General features: G+C 62.7%; 15 protein-coding genes. 10 read left to right on the top strand and 5 right to left on the bottom strand.

Annotated features, from left to right (window positions below):
- Nucleotides 1-26: 26 nt before the first annotated feature.
- A complete protein-coding gene (locus V3330_RS06975; protein ID WP_354694686.1) occupies nucleotides 27-1676 on the bottom strand; it encodes a class I adenylate-forming enzyme family protein in 1650 nt (549 codons plus the stop codon).
- 12 nt (nucleotides 1677-1688) lie between these two features.
- Nucleotides 1689-1979 carry a putative quinol monooxygenase gene (locus V3330_RS06970; protein WP_354694685.1) on the bottom strand — a complete coding sequence of 97 codons (291 nt, stop codon included), beginning with the start codon at nucleotides 1977-1979 and terminating at the stop codon, nucleotides 1689-1691.
- A gap of 186 nt (nucleotides 1980-2165) precedes the next feature.
- Here V3330_RS06970 and V3330_RS06965 point away from each other — a divergent pair, with 186 nt between their 5' ends.
- A complete protein-coding gene (locus V3330_RS06965; RefSeq protein WP_354694684.1) occupies nucleotides 2166-2507 on the top strand; it encodes a Rieske (2Fe-2S) protein in 342 nt (113 codons plus the stop codon).
- 13 nt (nucleotides 2508-2520) lie between these two features.
- Here the strand turns inward: V3330_RS06965 and V3330_RS06960 are convergent, their stop codons facing one another.
- Together V3330_RS06960 and V3330_RS06955 are read right to left on the bottom strand one after the other, a co-directional pair.
- The gene (locus tag V3330_RS06960) at nucleotides 2521-3036 is read right to left on the bottom strand and encodes a VOC family protein (protein WP_354694683.1); all 516 of its coding nucleotides are present in this window, start codon (nucleotides 3034-3036) and stop codon (nucleotides 2521-2523) included.
- A 7-nt stretch (nucleotides 3037-3043) separates the two neighbouring features.
- Entirely contained in the window at nucleotides 3044-4204 is a 1161-nt protein-coding gene (locus V3330_RS06955) for an acyl-CoA dehydrogenase family protein (RefSeq protein ID WP_354694682.1), read from the bottom strand.
- A 113-nt stretch (nucleotides 4205-4317) separates the two neighbouring features.
- Between V3330_RS06955 and V3330_RS06950 the strand changes: the two genes are divergently transcribed.
- The 8 genes from V3330_RS06950 to V3330_RS06915 all read left to right on the top strand — a co-directional run bounded on the left by V3330_RS06950 (nucleotide 4318) and on the right by V3330_RS06915 (nucleotide 12940).
- On the top strand, nucleotides 4318-5502 hold the full coding sequence (locus V3330_RS06950) for a CaiB/BaiF CoA transferase family protein (RefSeq protein WP_354694681.1): 1185 nt from the start codon (nucleotides 4318-4320) through the stop codon (nucleotides 5500-5502).
- 151 nt (nucleotides 5503-5653) lie between these two features.
- Complete coding sequence (locus V3330_RS06945) at nucleotides 5654-6868, top strand: aromatic ring-hydroxylating oxygenase subunit alpha (protein WP_354694680.1); 1215 nt, start codon at nucleotides 5654-5656, stop codon at nucleotides 6866-6868.
- A 6-nt stretch (nucleotides 6869-6874) separates the two neighbouring features.
- A complete protein-coding gene (locus tag V3330_RS06940) occupies nucleotides 6875-8347 on the top strand; it encodes a zinc ribbon domain-containing protein (protein ID WP_354694679.1) in 1473 nt (490 codons plus the stop codon).
- The gene (locus tag V3330_RS06935) at nucleotides 8340-9542 is read left to right on the top strand and encodes an acetyl-CoA acetyltransferase (protein ID WP_354694678.1); all 1203 of its coding nucleotides are present in this window, start codon (nucleotides 8340-8342) and stop codon (nucleotides 9540-9542) included. The genes V3330_RS06940 and V3330_RS06935 overlap by 8 nt, the downstream gene beginning before the upstream one ends.
- A 25-nt stretch (nucleotides 9543-9567) precedes the next feature.
- Nucleotides 9568-10458, top strand: coding sequence for an SDR family oxidoreductase (locus V3330_RS06930; RefSeq protein WP_354694677.1), 891 nt, complete (start codon nucleotides 9568-9570; stop codon nucleotides 10456-10458).
- A gap of 31 nt (nucleotides 10459-10489) precedes the next feature.
- Complete coding sequence (locus V3330_RS06925) at nucleotides 10490-11050, top strand: carboxymuconolactone decarboxylase family protein (RefSeq protein WP_354694676.1); 561 nt, start codon at nucleotides 10490-10492, stop codon at nucleotides 11048-11050.
- A 20-nt stretch (nucleotides 11051-11070) separates the two neighbouring features.
- Complete coding sequence (locus tag V3330_RS06920) at nucleotides 11071-12432, top strand: aromatic ring-hydroxylating oxygenase subunit alpha (RefSeq protein WP_354694675.1); 1362 nt, start codon at nucleotides 11071-11073, stop codon at nucleotides 12430-12432.
- Between the two features lie 37 nt (nucleotides 12433-12469).
- On the top strand, nucleotides 12470-12940 hold the full coding sequence (locus tag V3330_RS06915) for a MaoC family dehydratase (protein ID WP_354694674.1): 471 nt from the start codon (nucleotides 12470-12472) through the stop codon (nucleotides 12938-12940).
- A gap of 163 nt (nucleotides 12941-13103) precedes the next feature.
- On the opposite strand, the gene V3330_RS06910 is transcribed toward V3330_RS06915, so the two are convergent.
- Nucleotides 13104-15503 carry a TonB-dependent receptor gene (locus tag V3330_RS06910; RefSeq protein WP_354694673.1) on the bottom strand — a complete coding sequence of 800 codons (2400 nt, stop codon included), beginning with the start codon at nucleotides 15501-15503 and terminating at the stop codon, nucleotides 13104-13106.
- 215 nt (nucleotides 15504-15718) lie between these two features.
- Here V3330_RS06910 and cfa point away from each other — a divergent pair, with 215 nt between their 5' ends.
- Nucleotides 15719-16930, top strand: a complete 1212-nt coding sequence (gene cfa, locus V3330_RS06905; protein WP_354694672.1) for a cyclopropane fatty acyl phospholipid synthase — start codon at nucleotides 15719-15721, stop codon at nucleotides 16928-16930.
- Nucleotides 16931-16937: the final 7 nt, after the last annotated feature.

The raw sequence follows: 16937 nt of genomic DNA, 5'->3' as shown, positions 1-16937 counted from the left end.
TCCTTGAAACGCCGAGCGAGTCCTCGTCAGATGCCCAGCTCGGCGCGAATCTGATCCTGTAACCTGAATTTCTGAATCTTGGTGGACGAGATCGGCCACTCGTCCACGAACCGCACATGGCGGGGCACCTTGAAACCGGCGATGCGCTCGCGGCAGAAGGCGATCAAATCGTCGGCCTGTGCCGCCTGGCCCGGCTGCAGTTCGATGAACGCCGCCGGAATTTCCACCAGCCGCTCGTCGGGGACGCCAACCACCTGGGCCAGTTTCACCGCCGGATGCTGTTGCAGGCAACTTTCGATTTCGGCGGCGGCCACATTCTCGCCGCCGACTTTCAGCATGTCGCGAAGACGGCCGTGAAACATCAACTGGCCATCCGGGTCGATCGAAATCAAATCGCCGGAATGAAACCAGCCGGCGCCATCCAGGGCCTCGGCGGTTTTTTCCGGCGCCTTGTAATAGCGGCTGAACGTGCTGTAGCCACGAATCCAGGCTTCGCCTTTCTCACCGGCGGGAACGTCCTCACCGGTTTCCGGATCGACTGCCCGGACTTCCATGCCAGCCAGGGGCGTACCCAAGCGGGTGAAGCGCTTTTCCTCGGCATCGTCCAACTGGCTCGTTGTCACCGTGCCCGCGGTCTCGGTCATGCCGAAGGTGCCGACGAACACGGCATTCGGCAAAGCCGCCTTCATTTTCTCGGCGATGCCGCCCGGTTGCACCGCGAAGTTCGCGTTCATCAGTTTGATGCGGCTGAGGTCCGTTTTCTCGAAATCCGGATGGCTGACCAGATCCGACATGATGGTCCAGAAACACGGGTAAGTGGCGGTGACCCGCTCTGCCTCCATCATGCGCAGCGCTTCTCCGGCTTCGAAATACGGCGTGGTCACATAGGTGCCACCCTTGGCGAATATCGCGGTCAACGGCAGGATGGCTGCGATGTGGAACAACGGCAGCGGCGACCAGAAGCTGTCATCGGCCGTCAGCTCATAACGGTCGGCCAGCGCCGCCGAGTTCCGCACGATGGCCTCGTGCGAAATCATGCAGCCCTTGGGATTGGCCGTGGTGCCGGACGTATAAAGGATCAGTGCCGTGCTGCCCAGGCGGACCTGGAGCCGGCGCAAGTGGATCTCGGCCAGGTTGCCTTGGCGGGCAGCGGCCTCGAATTCTTCCTGTGACCAGGTGCCGGGCGGCCGGGAACTCCCGAATACGACGATATGACGCAGACCCGGAGCCCCGTCCAGACTCAGGTTCCGCGCCTCACTGTTCCGCAGATCCGGAAACGCCTGATTGAGCCGCTCGACGAAATCGACGGCTTCGGCGATTTTGTCCGTGGTCAACAGGACCTTGAGGTCTGCGTTGTCAACCACGTACGCCAGTTCCGGCGGCTGGTAGCGTGCATTGACCGGTACCGCGACGGCGCCCAGCAGAGCGATACCGAACAGGGTTTCAATGAAATCCATGCTCGTGGGCAGCAACAACCCGACGTGGTCACCGGGGCCGACTCCCAGCGCTTGCAGGCTCAAGGCTTTTTGCAGCGCGCGGTCGCGAACGTCGGCATAGCTGCAGCGCCGGTGCGGCAACACGACGGCGGCATGATCCGGCGCCTGATCGGCCGCCGACAACAGCAGATCGCCAAGCGTGGTCGCCTGCAGGCGAACCGGTTCGAGTTGCCGGGTCATCGGTGCCGACCCTCAGTCCAGTGAGTCCAGAAATTCACGCTCATACCCGCCGTCCAGGCATTCAATGAGGTCCGGCGCGATTTCGTGGAAATGCGGCGTATCACGATGCGCTTCCTCGGCGGCCTCATCGGTGAATTGTTCCAACACGGCGTAGCCCAGCGGTTCATCCCTGAGCTTGAAGAATTCGTATCGAAGGGTATCCGGCTCGTTGGCATGAACGGCGGCCGTCAGGCGCCGCGCCAGCGCGACGAACTCCTCTTCCCGGCCCGGCTTGATTTTCATGCGGGCAATGAACGTCATCATGATCTGACCTCCAGGCGGTTTACCCCTTGGCGGTACGCGGGGTTTCGATCGCCTGGCTGCAATCGGGGCCCCGCCGGCCGCTGCGTTGGCATGGTAGCACCCGACATCAATAAAATAAACAATCGTGACTGTTTTTTATTTTCATTTGGATGCTAGACTGCGTGAGCAGCCAACCAGGAGCCTATTGTGCCTGACGAATGCACCGAAACCGATCGATTCGTTGCCGTAGCGGCGGAAACAGAAGTACCGGAAAAAGGATTGGCCTGCTTCGACGTCGAAGGTGTCGGCATCGTCCTGTGCCGATTCCGCGACCAAGTGTTCGCGCTGGAGAACCAGTGCTCGCATGCGTTGGCTAGTTTCGACGAAGGCCGCCTGCGCGGCAACCGGATCATGTGCCCCCTGCACGGAGCCACTTTCGACATTCGCGACGGCAGCTGCACCGGCGCACCGGCCAGCCGGCCGATCCGCTCATTCCCGGTGCGCGTCCGGAACGGCCTGATCGAAATCGGTCTGCCCACCGGGCACTGAAGCGATATTCGGGCTAACCCCGGATCGGGTCGGACCCGTCCCATTCCAGAGCGCAGGTCCGCATGTAATCGAAGGCCTTGATCACGGCCTCGCTGGATTCGATCAGTTCCAGCATCGATCCATTGTGGCCGCCCATATCCAGGTACGCAAAGCGCACGCCAGCGGCGGTGCGGCCCTGCTGCACGACACGCCCGTGCAGGTCATGCTGGCGCAAAACGCCGTCCACCTCTTCAACCATTGCGCCAACGTGCTGCAATCCCGGTGGATTGGATCCCAGAAAATCGGTGTAGATCGACGGCGCATCGTTGTGCTGCTGCACCAGCTCGATCTGGTAATTACCGGTGTATGCAATCCCGACGGACAGGTCGAGTTCCACGGCCTCGCCGCGATACTCGCACCAGTCGAATTCAATGTGCTCCATGGCGAAAAACGGCCCGACACCGTGCGCGTCCGACCATTGCGCCGCCGCGGCCCGCCAGTCCGGCACCGCGTATCCATTCTGCATGATGCGACCGAAGAAGCGGCTCACGAGCGGATCAGGCGCGCTGATCGAATCGCCGGCCGATCAGGGCACTGGCGATGTTGATTTTCTGGATGTCGATGGCACCGCCGGCGATGCCCCAGCCCCAGGCGTCACGAAAACGCCGCTCCACGGGGTATTCCTTCGAATAACCGTAGCCGCCCATCAATTGCAACGCGTCGCCGGTGACGCTTCGGGCGATCTCGTTGGCGTAGCACTTCGCGACACTCGACGCGCTGATACTGGGAAAGCCCTGCTCCGCATCCACGGCGGCGCGCCAGATCAACAGGCGTGCCGCCTCCACCTTCATCTGCATTTCAGCGAGCTTGAGTTGCACCGCCTGAAATTCCACGATCGGTTTGCCGAACTGCTGCCGCTCCTGAACGTAGGCGCACACGTCATCGAGCGAGGCGGAGGCCTGGGCCAGCGCCATGGTCGCGTTACCGCAACGCTCCAGGTCGAAGGCAGCCATCAGTTGTTTGAATCCGCCTTCAGGGACGACCACATTACGCCGCGGAACGCGGACATTGTCGAAGTACAGGTCGCAGGAAGGCACCCCGCGAAAACCCATCAGATGCTCGGGACGGCCAAAGCTCAGGCCCGGCTCGTCCTTTTCCACGTACACGGCACCAATGCCGCGGGCGCCGGGCTGATCCGAGAAACGGCACCACACGACATAGCCATCGGCATGCCCCCCCCCCGAACACCAGCGTTTGGCGCCGTTGATGATCACCGTGTCGCCTTCGACCGCGGCGCGCGTGGTCAGATCGGTCAATGCCGAGCCGGCCGCCGGCTCGGACATCGCGATGGCGACGATTTTCTCGCCCGCGCACACGGCCGGCACGACCGCCTGGACCAACTCGGGATCGGCGAAGCGCTCGATGGCCCGAACCGGGCCGACGCAGGACTCGAAAACGGGAAAACCGACCGCCGACGAAATCCGTCCCAGTTCCTCGATCACGATCAGGGCCTCGAGATTGCCCAGGCCCTGCCCGCCCAGTGACTCGGGAATGTTGATCCCGAGATAGCCCATGCCGGCGAATTCCTTCACCAGTTCGGCCGACGGTGCCTCGCCGCTGCGTTCGATTTCCCCGGCCACGACGGTCAGGCGCTCACAGGCATAGCGGCGCACGCTGTCGCGCAATTCACGCTGTTCGTCGCTGAGCTGAAAATCCATGGAGACTCCGCCGGGTCTGATACTCTGCCCTCGCACCGGTGTCGGTTACCGGCACCGGACGTGCCCGAGTATACTCGTCCACATCACAAACAAACAGGCGTGCTTGTTTTTTTATGAAAGCCATTCTCGAAGGTATTCGCGTTCTGGATTTCGGGCGTTACGTCGCGGGGCCGTACTGCGCCACCCTGCTCGGTTATCTTGGCGCCGACGTGATCCGGATCGAAAAACCCGGCGGCGGCGAGGACCGGTTCATCGCGCCATTCGAAGGTGTCGCCAGCGGCGGGCTGTTCATGCAGACCGGCTGCAACAAACGATCCCTGGTCCTGAACCTGCAGGCGCCCCGGGCCGGCGAAGCGGTACGGCGCCTGCTGGGCGACGCGGATGTCGTGGTCGCCAACCTGCCACGTGCGCAGTTGGAACGCCTGGGACTGGATTGGCCGGCGGTCCGCGAAACCAACCCGAGGGTGGTCCTCGCCACCCAGACCGCATTCGGCGAAAGCGGGCCGCTGGCCGGACGCGGCGGTTTCGATGGAGTCGCCCAGGCCATGTCGGGCGCGGCCTGGATGACGGGTACCCCGGGTGAACCGGTCAAGGCGGCGGCACCCTATGTCGATTTTTCGACCGCCATCTTCGCTGCATTCGGAGTGCTGGCGGCACTGCTCCAGCGTGCGGAAACCGGTCGCGGACAGCACGTCGAGGCCAGCCTGCTGGGCACGGCGCTGGCCGCCTTCGGATCGCACCTGGCCGAACAGGGAACCACCGGCGTGAACCGGTCGCCCAGTGGCAACCGGGTGCAGACGTCCGCGCCGTCCGATGTCTTCTCCACGCGGGATGGTCATGTACTGACTCATGTCGTGGGACAAGGAATTTTCCGGCGCTGCACGCTACTGCTGGGGCACGAGGAATGGCTGGATGAGCCGGCCCTCCAGACCGATCAGGGCCGCGGCGATGCCCGCGAGCGCCTGTGCACGGCGATGGCCGCCTGGTGCGCCGAGCGGTCCACCCAAGACGCCCTCGACCAACTGGCCGAAGCCGGAATTCCGGCCGGTCCCGTTCTGGATCTGCAGCAGGCCATCGACCATCCCCAGGTTCACGCCATGGAATGGCTGAGGCAGGTGACCTACCCCGGCGCATCCCGATCCAGCCCGGTGCCGGATCTGCCCCTGCGCTTCTCCGAGGCCGACGGCGGCATCACGTCTCCACCACCGAGGCTGGGCGAACACAGTGCGGAACTCCTCGCGGAACTGGGTTTCACCGCCGACGAAATCGCGCACCTGACGGGCGAACAAGCCGCTTGACGGCACTTGCCCGGCAAATTGGCGAATAAAACAAACAGTCATGACTGTTTATTTAAATCACAAGCCACTCTATAATCGGATGTTGGCGCAAAACCACCGCAAACCCGCGACCGGTTGAGCACTCCCGGCGGAACCGGGGCAAGGCAAAGGCATGGACCAGGCTTTCATCGACCGCGTTTACGACGGAATCGCCTACGAGCAGTCCCGCAAAGGACCGCCTGAGGATTTTCCCGCGCTTCCTCCGATACCCGGCGGCCGTTACACCGATCCGGAATTTCTGCGGCTGGAACACGAGTCGCTGTGGAAAAAGTCGTGGTTGTACGCGTGTCACGTCGACCAGGTGCCGGAGCCCGGCCGTTTTCTGCTGTGGAAAAACACCGGCTCGCCCATCATCATCGTGCGCGGCGCGGATCAGGCGGTGCGCGCTTTCTACAACACCTGCCGGCACCGCGGGGGGCCCCTGGTCAAGCAGGATTCGGGTGACACCGGCGGCGGGTTTACCTGCGGTTACCACGGCTGGGCCTACGATCTCGAAGGCAAGCTGAAAGGCATGCGTGACCGCCGCGATTTCGTCGATCTGGATTTTGACTGCCTGGGCCTGGTCCCGGTGCGCTGCGAGCGGCTGGGAAACTGGGTGTTCATCAACGAGGATCCCGAAGCCGCTCCGCTGACCGATTCCCTCGGGCCCATTGCCCGCCAGATGCAGCAGTTCGACCTGGAAACGATCCGGCACGTGGATACTCACGGCTTCGAAGTGGCCTGTAACGTCAAGGTGCTTCTCGACGCGTTCCTGGAGGTCTACCACCTCAAATCCATTCACCAGGATACCGTGGACCGTTTCCTCGACCACCGCGGAACGACCATCGTCCTGTGGCGCAACGGACATTCCCTGATGGTCACTCCGAACCGCCGGCCCGGCTGGGTCGATCCCGGCACTCGCGGCATGATCGAATTCCCGCATGTCACCGAATTGCCGGTAAAAACCAATGTGTCCTACAACGTTTATCCCAACCTGATTACACCGGTTGCCCCGACGGGCATGCCTTTCATAAATTTCTGGCCCATCAGTGAACGGTCCATGTACGTGGAATGTCACTGGTTTTCGCCGGACTGGGGCGAGAACGGCCGGCACGAACTGTGGGATACGCGCATCAACAACTTCGACCGTATTCTCGAAGAGGACACCCAGTTCGCACCGCAGATTCAGCAATCCGTGGAATCGCCGGGATTTCGCGGCATCAAGCTCAACTACCAGGAACGGCGCATCTATCACTGGCACGAAGAGCTCGACCGGCGCATCGGGCCCGAGCGCATTCCCGATCACCTTAGGGTCGCACCCCGGCTCGACGGGCTGGTGGAGGACTGACCAGCCATGTCGGCTTCGGGCAAAGACGGGGAATGCGGCATCCTGGCCTGCGCGGCCTATCTTCCGCGCGGCCGCATCGCCCGCGAAACCCTGGAAGAGGCCACCGGCTGGGTCACCGGCATGGGCCGGCGCTCCAGTGGCACGCGTCACTTCGCCAACTGGGACGAGGACAGCATCACGATGGCGGTGGAAGCAGCGCGTCATGCGCTGCAGCGGATGAGTGACGAGCCGACCTCCGAAGTTGCCAGCCTCAATCTCGCCACCACCACCGCGCCCTTCGCCGACCGCAGCAATGCGGGCATCGTACGCGAGGCACTCAACCTGAACGCCGACCTGTCGCCCGCGGACCGCGGCGGCAGCCGGCGGGCGGCGACGTCGGCGCTGATCGACCTGTGGGCGAGGCGCCAAAGTGGCCCCCACCTGTTGTGCGCGGCCGACTGCATCGACGCCCTGCCCGCCAGTGACGGCGAGCGCGACCTGGGACACGGCGCGGCCGCCGTCGTCATCGGCGCCGGTAATCCGGTGGCCAGGATCCGGGCCGCCGCCGCGCGGCACGAGGATTTCGTCGACCGCTACCGCGAATCCGGCACGCGTTTCGAGTACCGTCTGGAACCCCGCTGGACACGCGATGCAGGCACCGTGTCCCAACTGCACGACCTGATTGGCCAGGTGCTGGCGGAGGCGGATACCGCCGCGACGGACATCAAGGCTTTCCTGTCACCCCTGCCCCCGGATGCCGAACGTGCCGTATTGCGTGCCGCCGGGCTGACGCAATGCGTGACCGCAGCACCTCTGAGGGACTCCGTCGGAACCTGTGGTTCCGCGCACCCCCTGGTCATGCTGAGCTGGGCGCTGGAGTCGGCCGAGCCCGGCGACCAGCTGCTGCTGATCGGGGCCGGACAGGGTTTCGACGTATTGCTGATCGAAGCCAGCGGTGGAGCGAGTGACGACCCGATGTCCGTGGGCCGCCAGTTGGCCGCGGGGCGGACCGAGTCCAACTACGTCCGTTATGCCGCGCTGAGGGGTCTTCTGCCGGTGGAGACCGGCCTGCGTGGTGAACGCGACACACGCACCGCGCATTCGGCACATTACCGCCGGCACTCGGACCTGACCGGATTCAACGGCGGCCGCTGTGTTGCCTGCGGAAAACTCCAATTTCCGCGAAGCCGCATCTGTGTGCACTGTCATGCAGACGGCATGCAGACACCCGAGTCACTTGCCGGACTGACCGGGACGGTGAACTCCTTTACCGAGGATTGGCTGGCTTATTCGCCGCGGCCACCCCTGATGTTCGGCAACATTCATTTTCCGGACGGCGCGAACGTGATGATGGAGTTCAGCGATTTCCTGCCGGGAGAAATCGAAACCGGTCAGTCCGTACGGATGGCCTTCCGCATCAAGGACATCGATACCCGCCGGCACTTTCGGCGCTATTTCTGGAAGCCGGTACCGCTGGCCGGGGAGCAGTCCGGTGGCTGAAGGAATCCGCGACCGGGTAGCCATCATCGGCATGGGGTGCAGCCGCTTTGGCGAACGCTGGGACTGCGGGCCGGAAGAACTGATGCAGGAAGCGTTCCACGAGGCTCGCGAAGACGCGGGCATCGAACCTGCACAGATCGGGGCCGCCTGGCTCGGCGTCTTTTTCCAGGAACAGAGCACCGGAAAATCCGGCCTGCCGCTGAGCCAGGCCCTGCGACTGCCCAATGTGCCGGTGACCCGGGTCGAAAACCTGTGCGCGACCGGCACCGAAGCGCTGCGCGGGGCCGTTTACGCGGTGGCGGCGGGCGCCTGTGACATTGCGCTGGCCATGGGCATGGAGAAGCTCAAGGACACCGGCTACGCCGGCCTGCCCGAACGCACCCGGGGGTCGTTCGAGGATCTGTGGCAACCGGCTTCGACGGCGCCGGGCTCATTCGCGCAACTGGCCAGCGCCTACGCCCGCCGGCACGGCATTTCGATGGATGAAATCCGCCGTGCGATGGCCCACATTTCGGTGAAGAGTCACCAAAACGCACTGCACAACCCCAAGGCCCACCTCCACCGTGAAATCACCGAAAAGCAGGTACTCGAGGCCCCGATGGTGGCCTGGCCGCTGGGTGTTCTGGACTGCTGCGGCGTCAGCGACGGCGCCGCGTGCGCCGTCGTGACGACGGTCGACAACGCTCGAAAAATGGGTCATCGCGAACCGGTCGTGGTCAAATCCCTGCAACTGGCGCCAAGCAACGGCTGGGAACTCTCGAGCAATGAATGGGACGGTGCGCATACCGTCACCACTCGCCTGGCGGCCGAGCGGGCCTACCGGGAAGCCGGCATCACGCGCCCCCTGGAGGAATTGTCGCTGTTCGAGGTCCACGACTGTTTTTCCATTACCGAACTGGTGGTCATGGAAGATCTCGGATTGTCTGAACCGGGCCGGGCGGTCGCCGACGTACTCGACGGCCGTTACGACATCGACGGAGTCTTGCCCTGCCAGACCGATGGTGGCCTGAAGTGCTTCGGCCATCCGATCGGAGCCAGCGGACTTCGCATGGCCTATGAAATCTACCTGCAACTGTCGGGCCGCGCCGGCGAACGGCAACTCGACGCCCCCCGCCTGGGGCTGACCCACAACCTGGGGGGCGTCCCCAACCGCAACGTGGCCAGCGTGTCGATATTCGGGCACGCGGACGGTTGACGGGCGCATGAGGGAAACCAAGAAAATGAATGGATCACCTGAACGCGCACGACCCGCGGAAGACCCGGCCGACTGGGGCTTCTCGGACGAGGAACTGGCCCGTCACCCCACGGTATTCGCACCCGGACTTCTGGACGGCAAGGTCGTCGTCATATCGGGTGGGGGTACCGGCCTCGGCAAGGCGATGACCTTTCTGATGACCCGGCTGGGTGCCCAGGTCGTCATCTGCGGAAGACGCGAAGCCAAGCTGGCCGCGACGGCGCAGTCGGTCAAGGACCGGCTCGGCGGCCGGGTCGACTACGAAGCCATGACGATTCGCGACCCCGAGGCCGTGGAGAAATTCCTGCGCGAGACCCGCGAAACCCATGGCCGTATCGACGTGCTGATCAACAACGGCGGAGGGCAATTCCCCCAGGCCGCGATCGATTTTTCGGTGAAGGGCTGGCACGCGGTCATCGACACCAACCTGAACGGTTCGTGGTACATGATGCAGAACGCCGCCCGCCTGTGGCGGGACCACGATGATTCCGGATGCATCATCAACATCGTCGCCAACGTATGGCGCGGCATGCCGCAGGTGGCGCACACCTGCGCGGCCCGGGCCGGAGTCATCTATCTGAGCAAGACCCTGTCCACCGAATGGGCGCCGCTGGGCATTCGCGTGAACTGCATCTCTCCGGGAAGCATCGAGACCGAAGGTTTCGAAGTGTACCCGGACGGCGCCGCCGACCGTTTCAAGGATTCCAATCCCATGCGGCGCACCGGAGATGCCTGGGACATTGCCGAGGCGGCCGTCTACCTGGCAGCGCCATCCGGCAAGTTCATCACCGGCGAAGTTCTGGTCGTTGACGGCGGCAATCAGCAATGGGGGGCCGTGTGGCCGGATGGAAAACCGGACTACTTCAAAACCGACTGAACGGGAGCCGACCGCTTCCAGGGAGATCGACATGCCTGACACACTGCTATCACGGGTTCCCCCGGACCAGATGCCGGAAGGTGTGCGACTTGCCTGGGATGCATTGAACGAGCTGACCGGGGAAGCCACGTTCGTGGAGGTTTTCGCCAAGGCGCCCGAGCTGCTGGACTTCACCATGGTGAAGTTCTACCAGGAAATTTTCTTCAACGGCCGCGTCGACGAACGCTACAAGCAACTGGCCCGGTTGCGGCTGAGCATGAACCACGGCTGCCGCACCTGCAATCTGCAGAACCTGGCGGGAGTGGCAGAAACAGGCTACAGCCCGGAGCAAATTGACGCCATGTGGCGGCAGGACTACTCCGACTTCGGTGACGACGAGGCAGCCGTCATGGAACTGGCGGACGAAATCGCACTGAACAACGACCAGGGCAAACTCACCGAAGCCCTGCATGAAAAACTGCGGTGTCATTTCAGCGAAGAGGATATTCTCGAGCTCGGCCTGTGCCTGGCGGTGATTGTCGGCCTGGTCAAGCTTTCATTCGTATTCGGACTGGTTCAGAAGGAAGAATACTGCCGCTTCAGCACGCAATGATTGTCAGAGAGGTGTGAAAGATGTGGAAGAATCCCGTTGAATCCTGGCGGATCGATCCGGACGCGAATGCTGGTCATCCCGAAGCCAAGCAACCCTGGGTGGACAACGGACTCGACATCCACGATCCCTCCCGCTATTACGACCCGGCCTTCATGGAACATGAATGGAAGCACCTGTGGACCCGCTGCTGGCTGATCGCGGGCGTGGAGACGGACATCCCGGAGCCGGGCGATTACTCGGTATTCAGGCTGCGCCGCGAGAGCATCGTCATCGTCCGCCAGGATGACGGGTCGGTGCGGGCCTTCTACAACGTCTGCGCCCACCGCGGCAACCAGCTCGTTCTCAACGACCGGGGCAGCGTCGCCCGGTTCACTTGCGCGTTTCATTCCTGGCAATACGGCCTGGACGGAGTCTGCACCCACATCACCGACGAGGAAACCTTCAATCCCGCGCTGTTGAAAAACCGCCCGCGCATGGGCGAAATCCGCTGCGAGACCCATGCCGGCCTGGTTTTCATCAATCTGGATGACGAAGCACCACCGCTGGAGGAACGCCTGGGTCTGCCCGACGGCTACCTCGAAGCCTACGAGCTGGACAAAATGTATTGCGTGCGTCACGTGGTCAGTGAGTGGGCCGCCAACTGGAAAACCGGCGTCGACGCCTTCTACGAAACCTATCACCTGCATGCGGTGCATCCGGAAACCCAGGATGTGATGGACGACCTGGGCGTGCAGGTGGACCTCTACCCGCACGGTGGCAGCCGCATGATCGTACCCATTGGCGTCAAAACACAGCGCCAGCCGGACCCCCAGGCCATGAATGCGAGCCTGGAATACATGATGGCGGAGGCCAGCATGGACCCGTCGGAATATCCGGATGACGCGCGCGAGGTGCGCCGGGCCATCCAGCAGGCCAAGCGGCGACGCTCGGATACCTACGATCTCGGCTACGAACGCTTCACCGACAACCAGCTCACCGACAGCTGGGCCACCGGCATCTTTCCCAACGTCCAGATCGGCCTGCATGCCGAAGGGGCCTTTCTGATGCGCTTCATGCCGCACCCGACCGACCCGGAACGCTTTTTCTACGACACCATGACCCTGATTCGCCCGGTGGATGATCCGGATTACCGCACGCCCGGCTGGATGGGCCTGCCGGAAGACACCGACACCTCCGGCGAGATTCGGCCCGATACCGAATACGTACCGCTCGGCGAGCCACCGCACCTGGGCCTGGTGCTGGACCAGGATTCCGAACTGCTGCCCGTGGTGCAGCGTGGTGTGCGATCGCGGGGATTCAACGGCGCCATCTGGGGTGAGCAGGAACAACGCCTGCGCCATTTTCACCGCGAACTGCAACGCTATCTCGACGGCGAAAAGTGACTGCCGGACGCCATAAGCTGCCGACACCCCCGGCATCGTGACGGCACCGGAACCCCACCGCTACTGGGAGGACCTGGTCATCGGGGAGGAGTTCATCTCTGCACCGCGCGCGGTGACCCAGGAAGAAATCGTCGATTTCGCCAGCCGCTACGACCCACAGTACTTCCACATGGACCCGGAACAGGCGCGCTGCAGCCACTTCGGCGAGGTGGTCGCCTCGGGCATCCACATCCTCGCCCTCTGGCGCATCCTGGATCATGAAATCCTCGGCGACGTTCGCTGGATGTGCGGCATCGGCTGGGACAAGCTGCGGTGGAACCGTCCCCTGAAGGCCGGCGACACGGTACGCGCCTACGCGCGCTGCCTGGACAAGCGGCCGTCCGATTCCAACCCGGAACGCGGTGTCGCGGTCTACCGTTACGCCCTGCTCAACCAGGATGACGAGCGGGTGTATTTCTGCGACAGCACCAACCTGGTCGAGCGCCGACCGGCGGCCCGGGAGGAATGATCCGGGCAATGAAGGTAACAACGTTTAGCCGGCAACGCGTCGCGGCCAGCCCGCTTCGACCGGGCTGACCTCCCCGGGACCCCCGTGCGCCGGAGCGGAGAACCGCCCGGGAAACGGGTTGCCGGGCCGGCGTGAGAGCCGGCGCAAGAACCGGCCGTCGCGACTACCAGTCGAACCGGGCACCGAACTCCAGGCCATAGTATCGCGGCGGTCCGTAGGCCGACATGATCCACAAGGTCGCCACCGACAGGGAACCCGTCTTGTAACGCTCGTCGGTCAGATTCTGGCCCAGCAGGCGCACGTAGTAGCGGTCCTGCGGATCGCGGTAGGTGATGCTGGCATCAACCAGGGTACGTTCGTCGAGCAGGGTGTTGAACGCGGGATCGACGTCGGAATAGGCCTGCACGGATTCATCCTCGTAGGACACCCGCAGTTTCCATTCGATCTGCCCCCAGTCCAGGTTCTGGATGTAGGTTCCATCCATCCCCGCCATCCATTCGGGCGCGCGTGTCACCGGTTGGCCACTCAGATTGATGTCGATCACGCCATCGAAATTGGTGTCGGCCTCGAATTTGTCGAACTTGGCATCCATCCACGATGCGTTGTAGTGCAGAGTGAAATTATCCGATACGGCGAACGCGCCCTCGGCCTCGATGCCCTTGACCGTCATTTCCGCGGCGTTGAAGAACAGTGTTTCCTGCCCACCACCCGGGAACGACACATTGAAGGTGCGCTGGGCGTCGGTGTACTCGACGTAGAAGGCATTGAACGAAACGTTGGCGCGACCCTGCAGGAACGTGGACTTGATGCCGCCCTCGAACGAATCGGCGATTTCCGGCTCGGTAGGCTCGGCCGCCAGGTCGGTGATCGGATCGAGCTGGGTGCCGAGCTGATCGTTGTACCCGCCGCTCTTGAAGCCGCGCGAATATCCGATGAATCCGAACACCTCGTCGGTGAAGTCGTAGCCCAGGATCAGGCGGTAGGTCGGTTCGCTCCAGTCGTTGTCGTTATACACGACCCCTTCCGGGAATCGATCGAAATCGACCGCATCCAAGGGTTCGTCGAGGATATCGACCAGGGGCACGCCGTCGAGTGCGAAACGCATCGGGCGGCCGGCCCAGGCCTTGTCCTCCCAGGTGAAGCGCAGACCCGCCGTGATGTGCAGCCGGTCCGTCAGATCGTATGTGCCGTCCGCGAACAACGCCATCGCCTCGGCATCCTGACGGTTGCACAGGATTCTGGGGTTGGTGTTGAAAAAGTCGGGTGGCGTGCCGAGGAAAAATCCGTCCAGGAAGCCGACCACCTGGGCCACGCAGAATTCCGTGTCGTCCTCCTGGTAGAACGCGCCGGCCGTGAAATTGAAACGACCCGGCAGGTTGGACCCGATGCGCACCTCGATCTGGCTGGTGTCGCGATTGTCGTCGCGGGTCGCGTCGAAAATCGATATGGGTCCGGCCACGCCCCCATAGGAACTGGGCAGACGTGATTCCTGCTCGCGGTATCCGGCGTTGAAATACATCGTGTAATTTTCGTTGAACGCATAGTCGCCGTTCAGGTAGAAACCATCGATGTCGACCCGGTGACCTTCGGTCATCTTCAGGAAGAGATCGTCACGCAGCGTATTCCCGGCTCGATCCAGCGGATCGCCTCCGGTGACCGGAAAGCCCCACAGCGGCACGAAGTAACCGGCCTGGGAATCCTGCACGATGGGCGGCGAGTCGCCGTCGTCACGCACCATTTCGTACTGGAACAGCAGATTCAGCCGGTCATTGGGCGACCACAGCATCTTCGCCCGCCCGGAAAATACATCATCGCCACCCAGATCCCGGCCATCACCCTGGCCGGACTGCCCGGTAAACGTCGAGTTGATCGGCACCGGCGATCCGATGGGACCCCAGACCGCTCCGTTCTTGTAGTAACCATCCGAGTTCAGATACATGCCGGAAAATCGGAAAGCCAGCGTCTCGCCAGCCGCCAGGTTAAGCGCCAGGTTTGCCTTGCGCGTCCCCCAGTCACCGATCTGTCCCTGCAGATCCAGGCTGTTCTCTTCCAGCACCGGCCTCTTGGTGCGCACATTGATAACGCCGCCGGTGGTGTTTTTTCCAAACAGGGTCCCCTGCGGACCGCGCAATACCTCGATCGCTTCGATGTCGAACATCTCGAGATTGGAGGTCTGAATGTGCGGCACGACGAATTCGTCGATGGTCACACCGACCGGCGATTCCTTGTACAGGATAATGGTCGTTTCCGACACGCCGCGCATCGCGAACTGGGCCGACTTGAATCCCGACACCGTTCCCGACGACAGGCCCGGCACGGACACGGCGATATCATTGAGGTCCCGAATGGCATACTTGGAGACCTCATCACCGGAAAGAGCGGTGATCGAAATCGGCGTCGCCAGGATATCGGTTTCACCGCGACGGGTTGCGGTGACCAACACCTCCTCGAGGACACCCGGTGCTGCATCCTCGGTGGGACCGGATTCCTGGGCTGCCGCGGGGAGAACAAAGCTCAATGCGGAAGCAATCACGGCGACTGCGGGAACAGACCGATTCTTCATGGTGCCTCTCCAGGATATGTTGTCGTGTCCGGCTCATGGTCCGGACTGTTACCTATTACAACCTTGTTAAAACAAAAAATCAAGCCGTCCTGTTTTTTTTATATACCACCCGGGAAACGATGTCGCCGCGGGATTTCCTCGTCCCGATTGGCTAGAATTTTCCCGGCAGTCGCTCCGGCGGTTCCCGGCCGGCGCGCGGTGCGAGGGACAACGACATGAGCAAGCTGGCGAAAACCCTGGTCACTGACGTACTTTCACGGGCCGGTATCAGCATCGACGGGCCCAGGCCCTGGGACATCCGGGTGAACCACCCGCGTTTTCATGGCCGGGTCCTGACCGGCGGCTCGCTCGGTTTCGGTGAAGCTTACATGGACGGTGACTGGGATGTCGGGGAAATCGACGCCCTGTTCCGGCGCCTGATTCGCTCTGATGCCACCCGCAGTCCGCTGGTGCTGCTGAACCGCCTGTGGCTGGACATGAAGTCGCGGCTGACGAATCTCCAGTCGCGCCGCGGCTCCCGGGCCATCGCCGAGACCCACTACGATCTCGATCACCGTCTGTACGAACAATTCCTCGGCCCCCACAACCAGTATACGTGCTGTTTTTTCAACCGCGCCTCGACGCTGGCCGAGGCCGAGGTCGAAAAACTCGAAATGATCTGCGACAAGCTCGGACTCGAGTCCGGGCACGAGGTGCTGGATATCGGTTGCGGCTGGGGCGGTTTCGCCCGTTACGCGGCCGAAACCCGCGGCTGCCGCGTGACCGGCATCAGTATTTCCAGGGAACAGGTGAGCTACGCGAGGAAATACACGTCCGGTCTTCCGGTGAATATCATCGAGGCCGACTACCGGGACCTGAACCGCCTGTTCGATGACCGCCGCTTCGACCGGATCGTCATCATCGGCATGATCGAGCACGTGGGCTACCGCAATTACCGCCGACTGTTCGGCATCATCCATCGCCTGCTCAAGGACGAAGGCAGCTTTCTGCTGCACACGATCGGCAACAGCCATACCACGACCGTGGTCGACCCGTGGATCGAGAAGTACATATTCCGCAACTCCATGGCACCATCGACGAGCCAGCTCGCCGCTGCCGCCGAAGACCTGTTCACGGTGCACGACTGGGAGAACTGCGGGCACTATTACGCACCCACTCTTGCCGCATGGCAGCGCAACTTCGAGGCCAACTGGGAGAAAATCGCCGCCATCGATGCCGAGCGGCCGTTCGACGAGCGTTTCCGGCGCATGTTCAATTACTATTTTCTGTCGTGCAAGGCCGGGTTCGAAACCGAGAACATCCTGCTGTGGCATCTGGTCATGCGCAAGAAAGGGCTCAGCCCGTCGGTCTACCCCCGGGTGAACCTCAGGCAGACCGACGTTGCAAACCGTACTGAATCCGGCACAATCAGGCATTCCGCCCAATGAGTGAATT

The sequence above is a fragment of the Elongatibacter sediminis genome (assembly GCF_037892215.1).
Lineage (GTDB): Bacteria > Pseudomonadota > Gammaproteobacteria > Xanthomonadales > SZUA-36 > Elongatibacter > Elongatibacter sediminis.
Note: the sequence above shows the minus strand (reverse complement) of the source record. Positions and strands in the feature narration are given on the sequence as shown.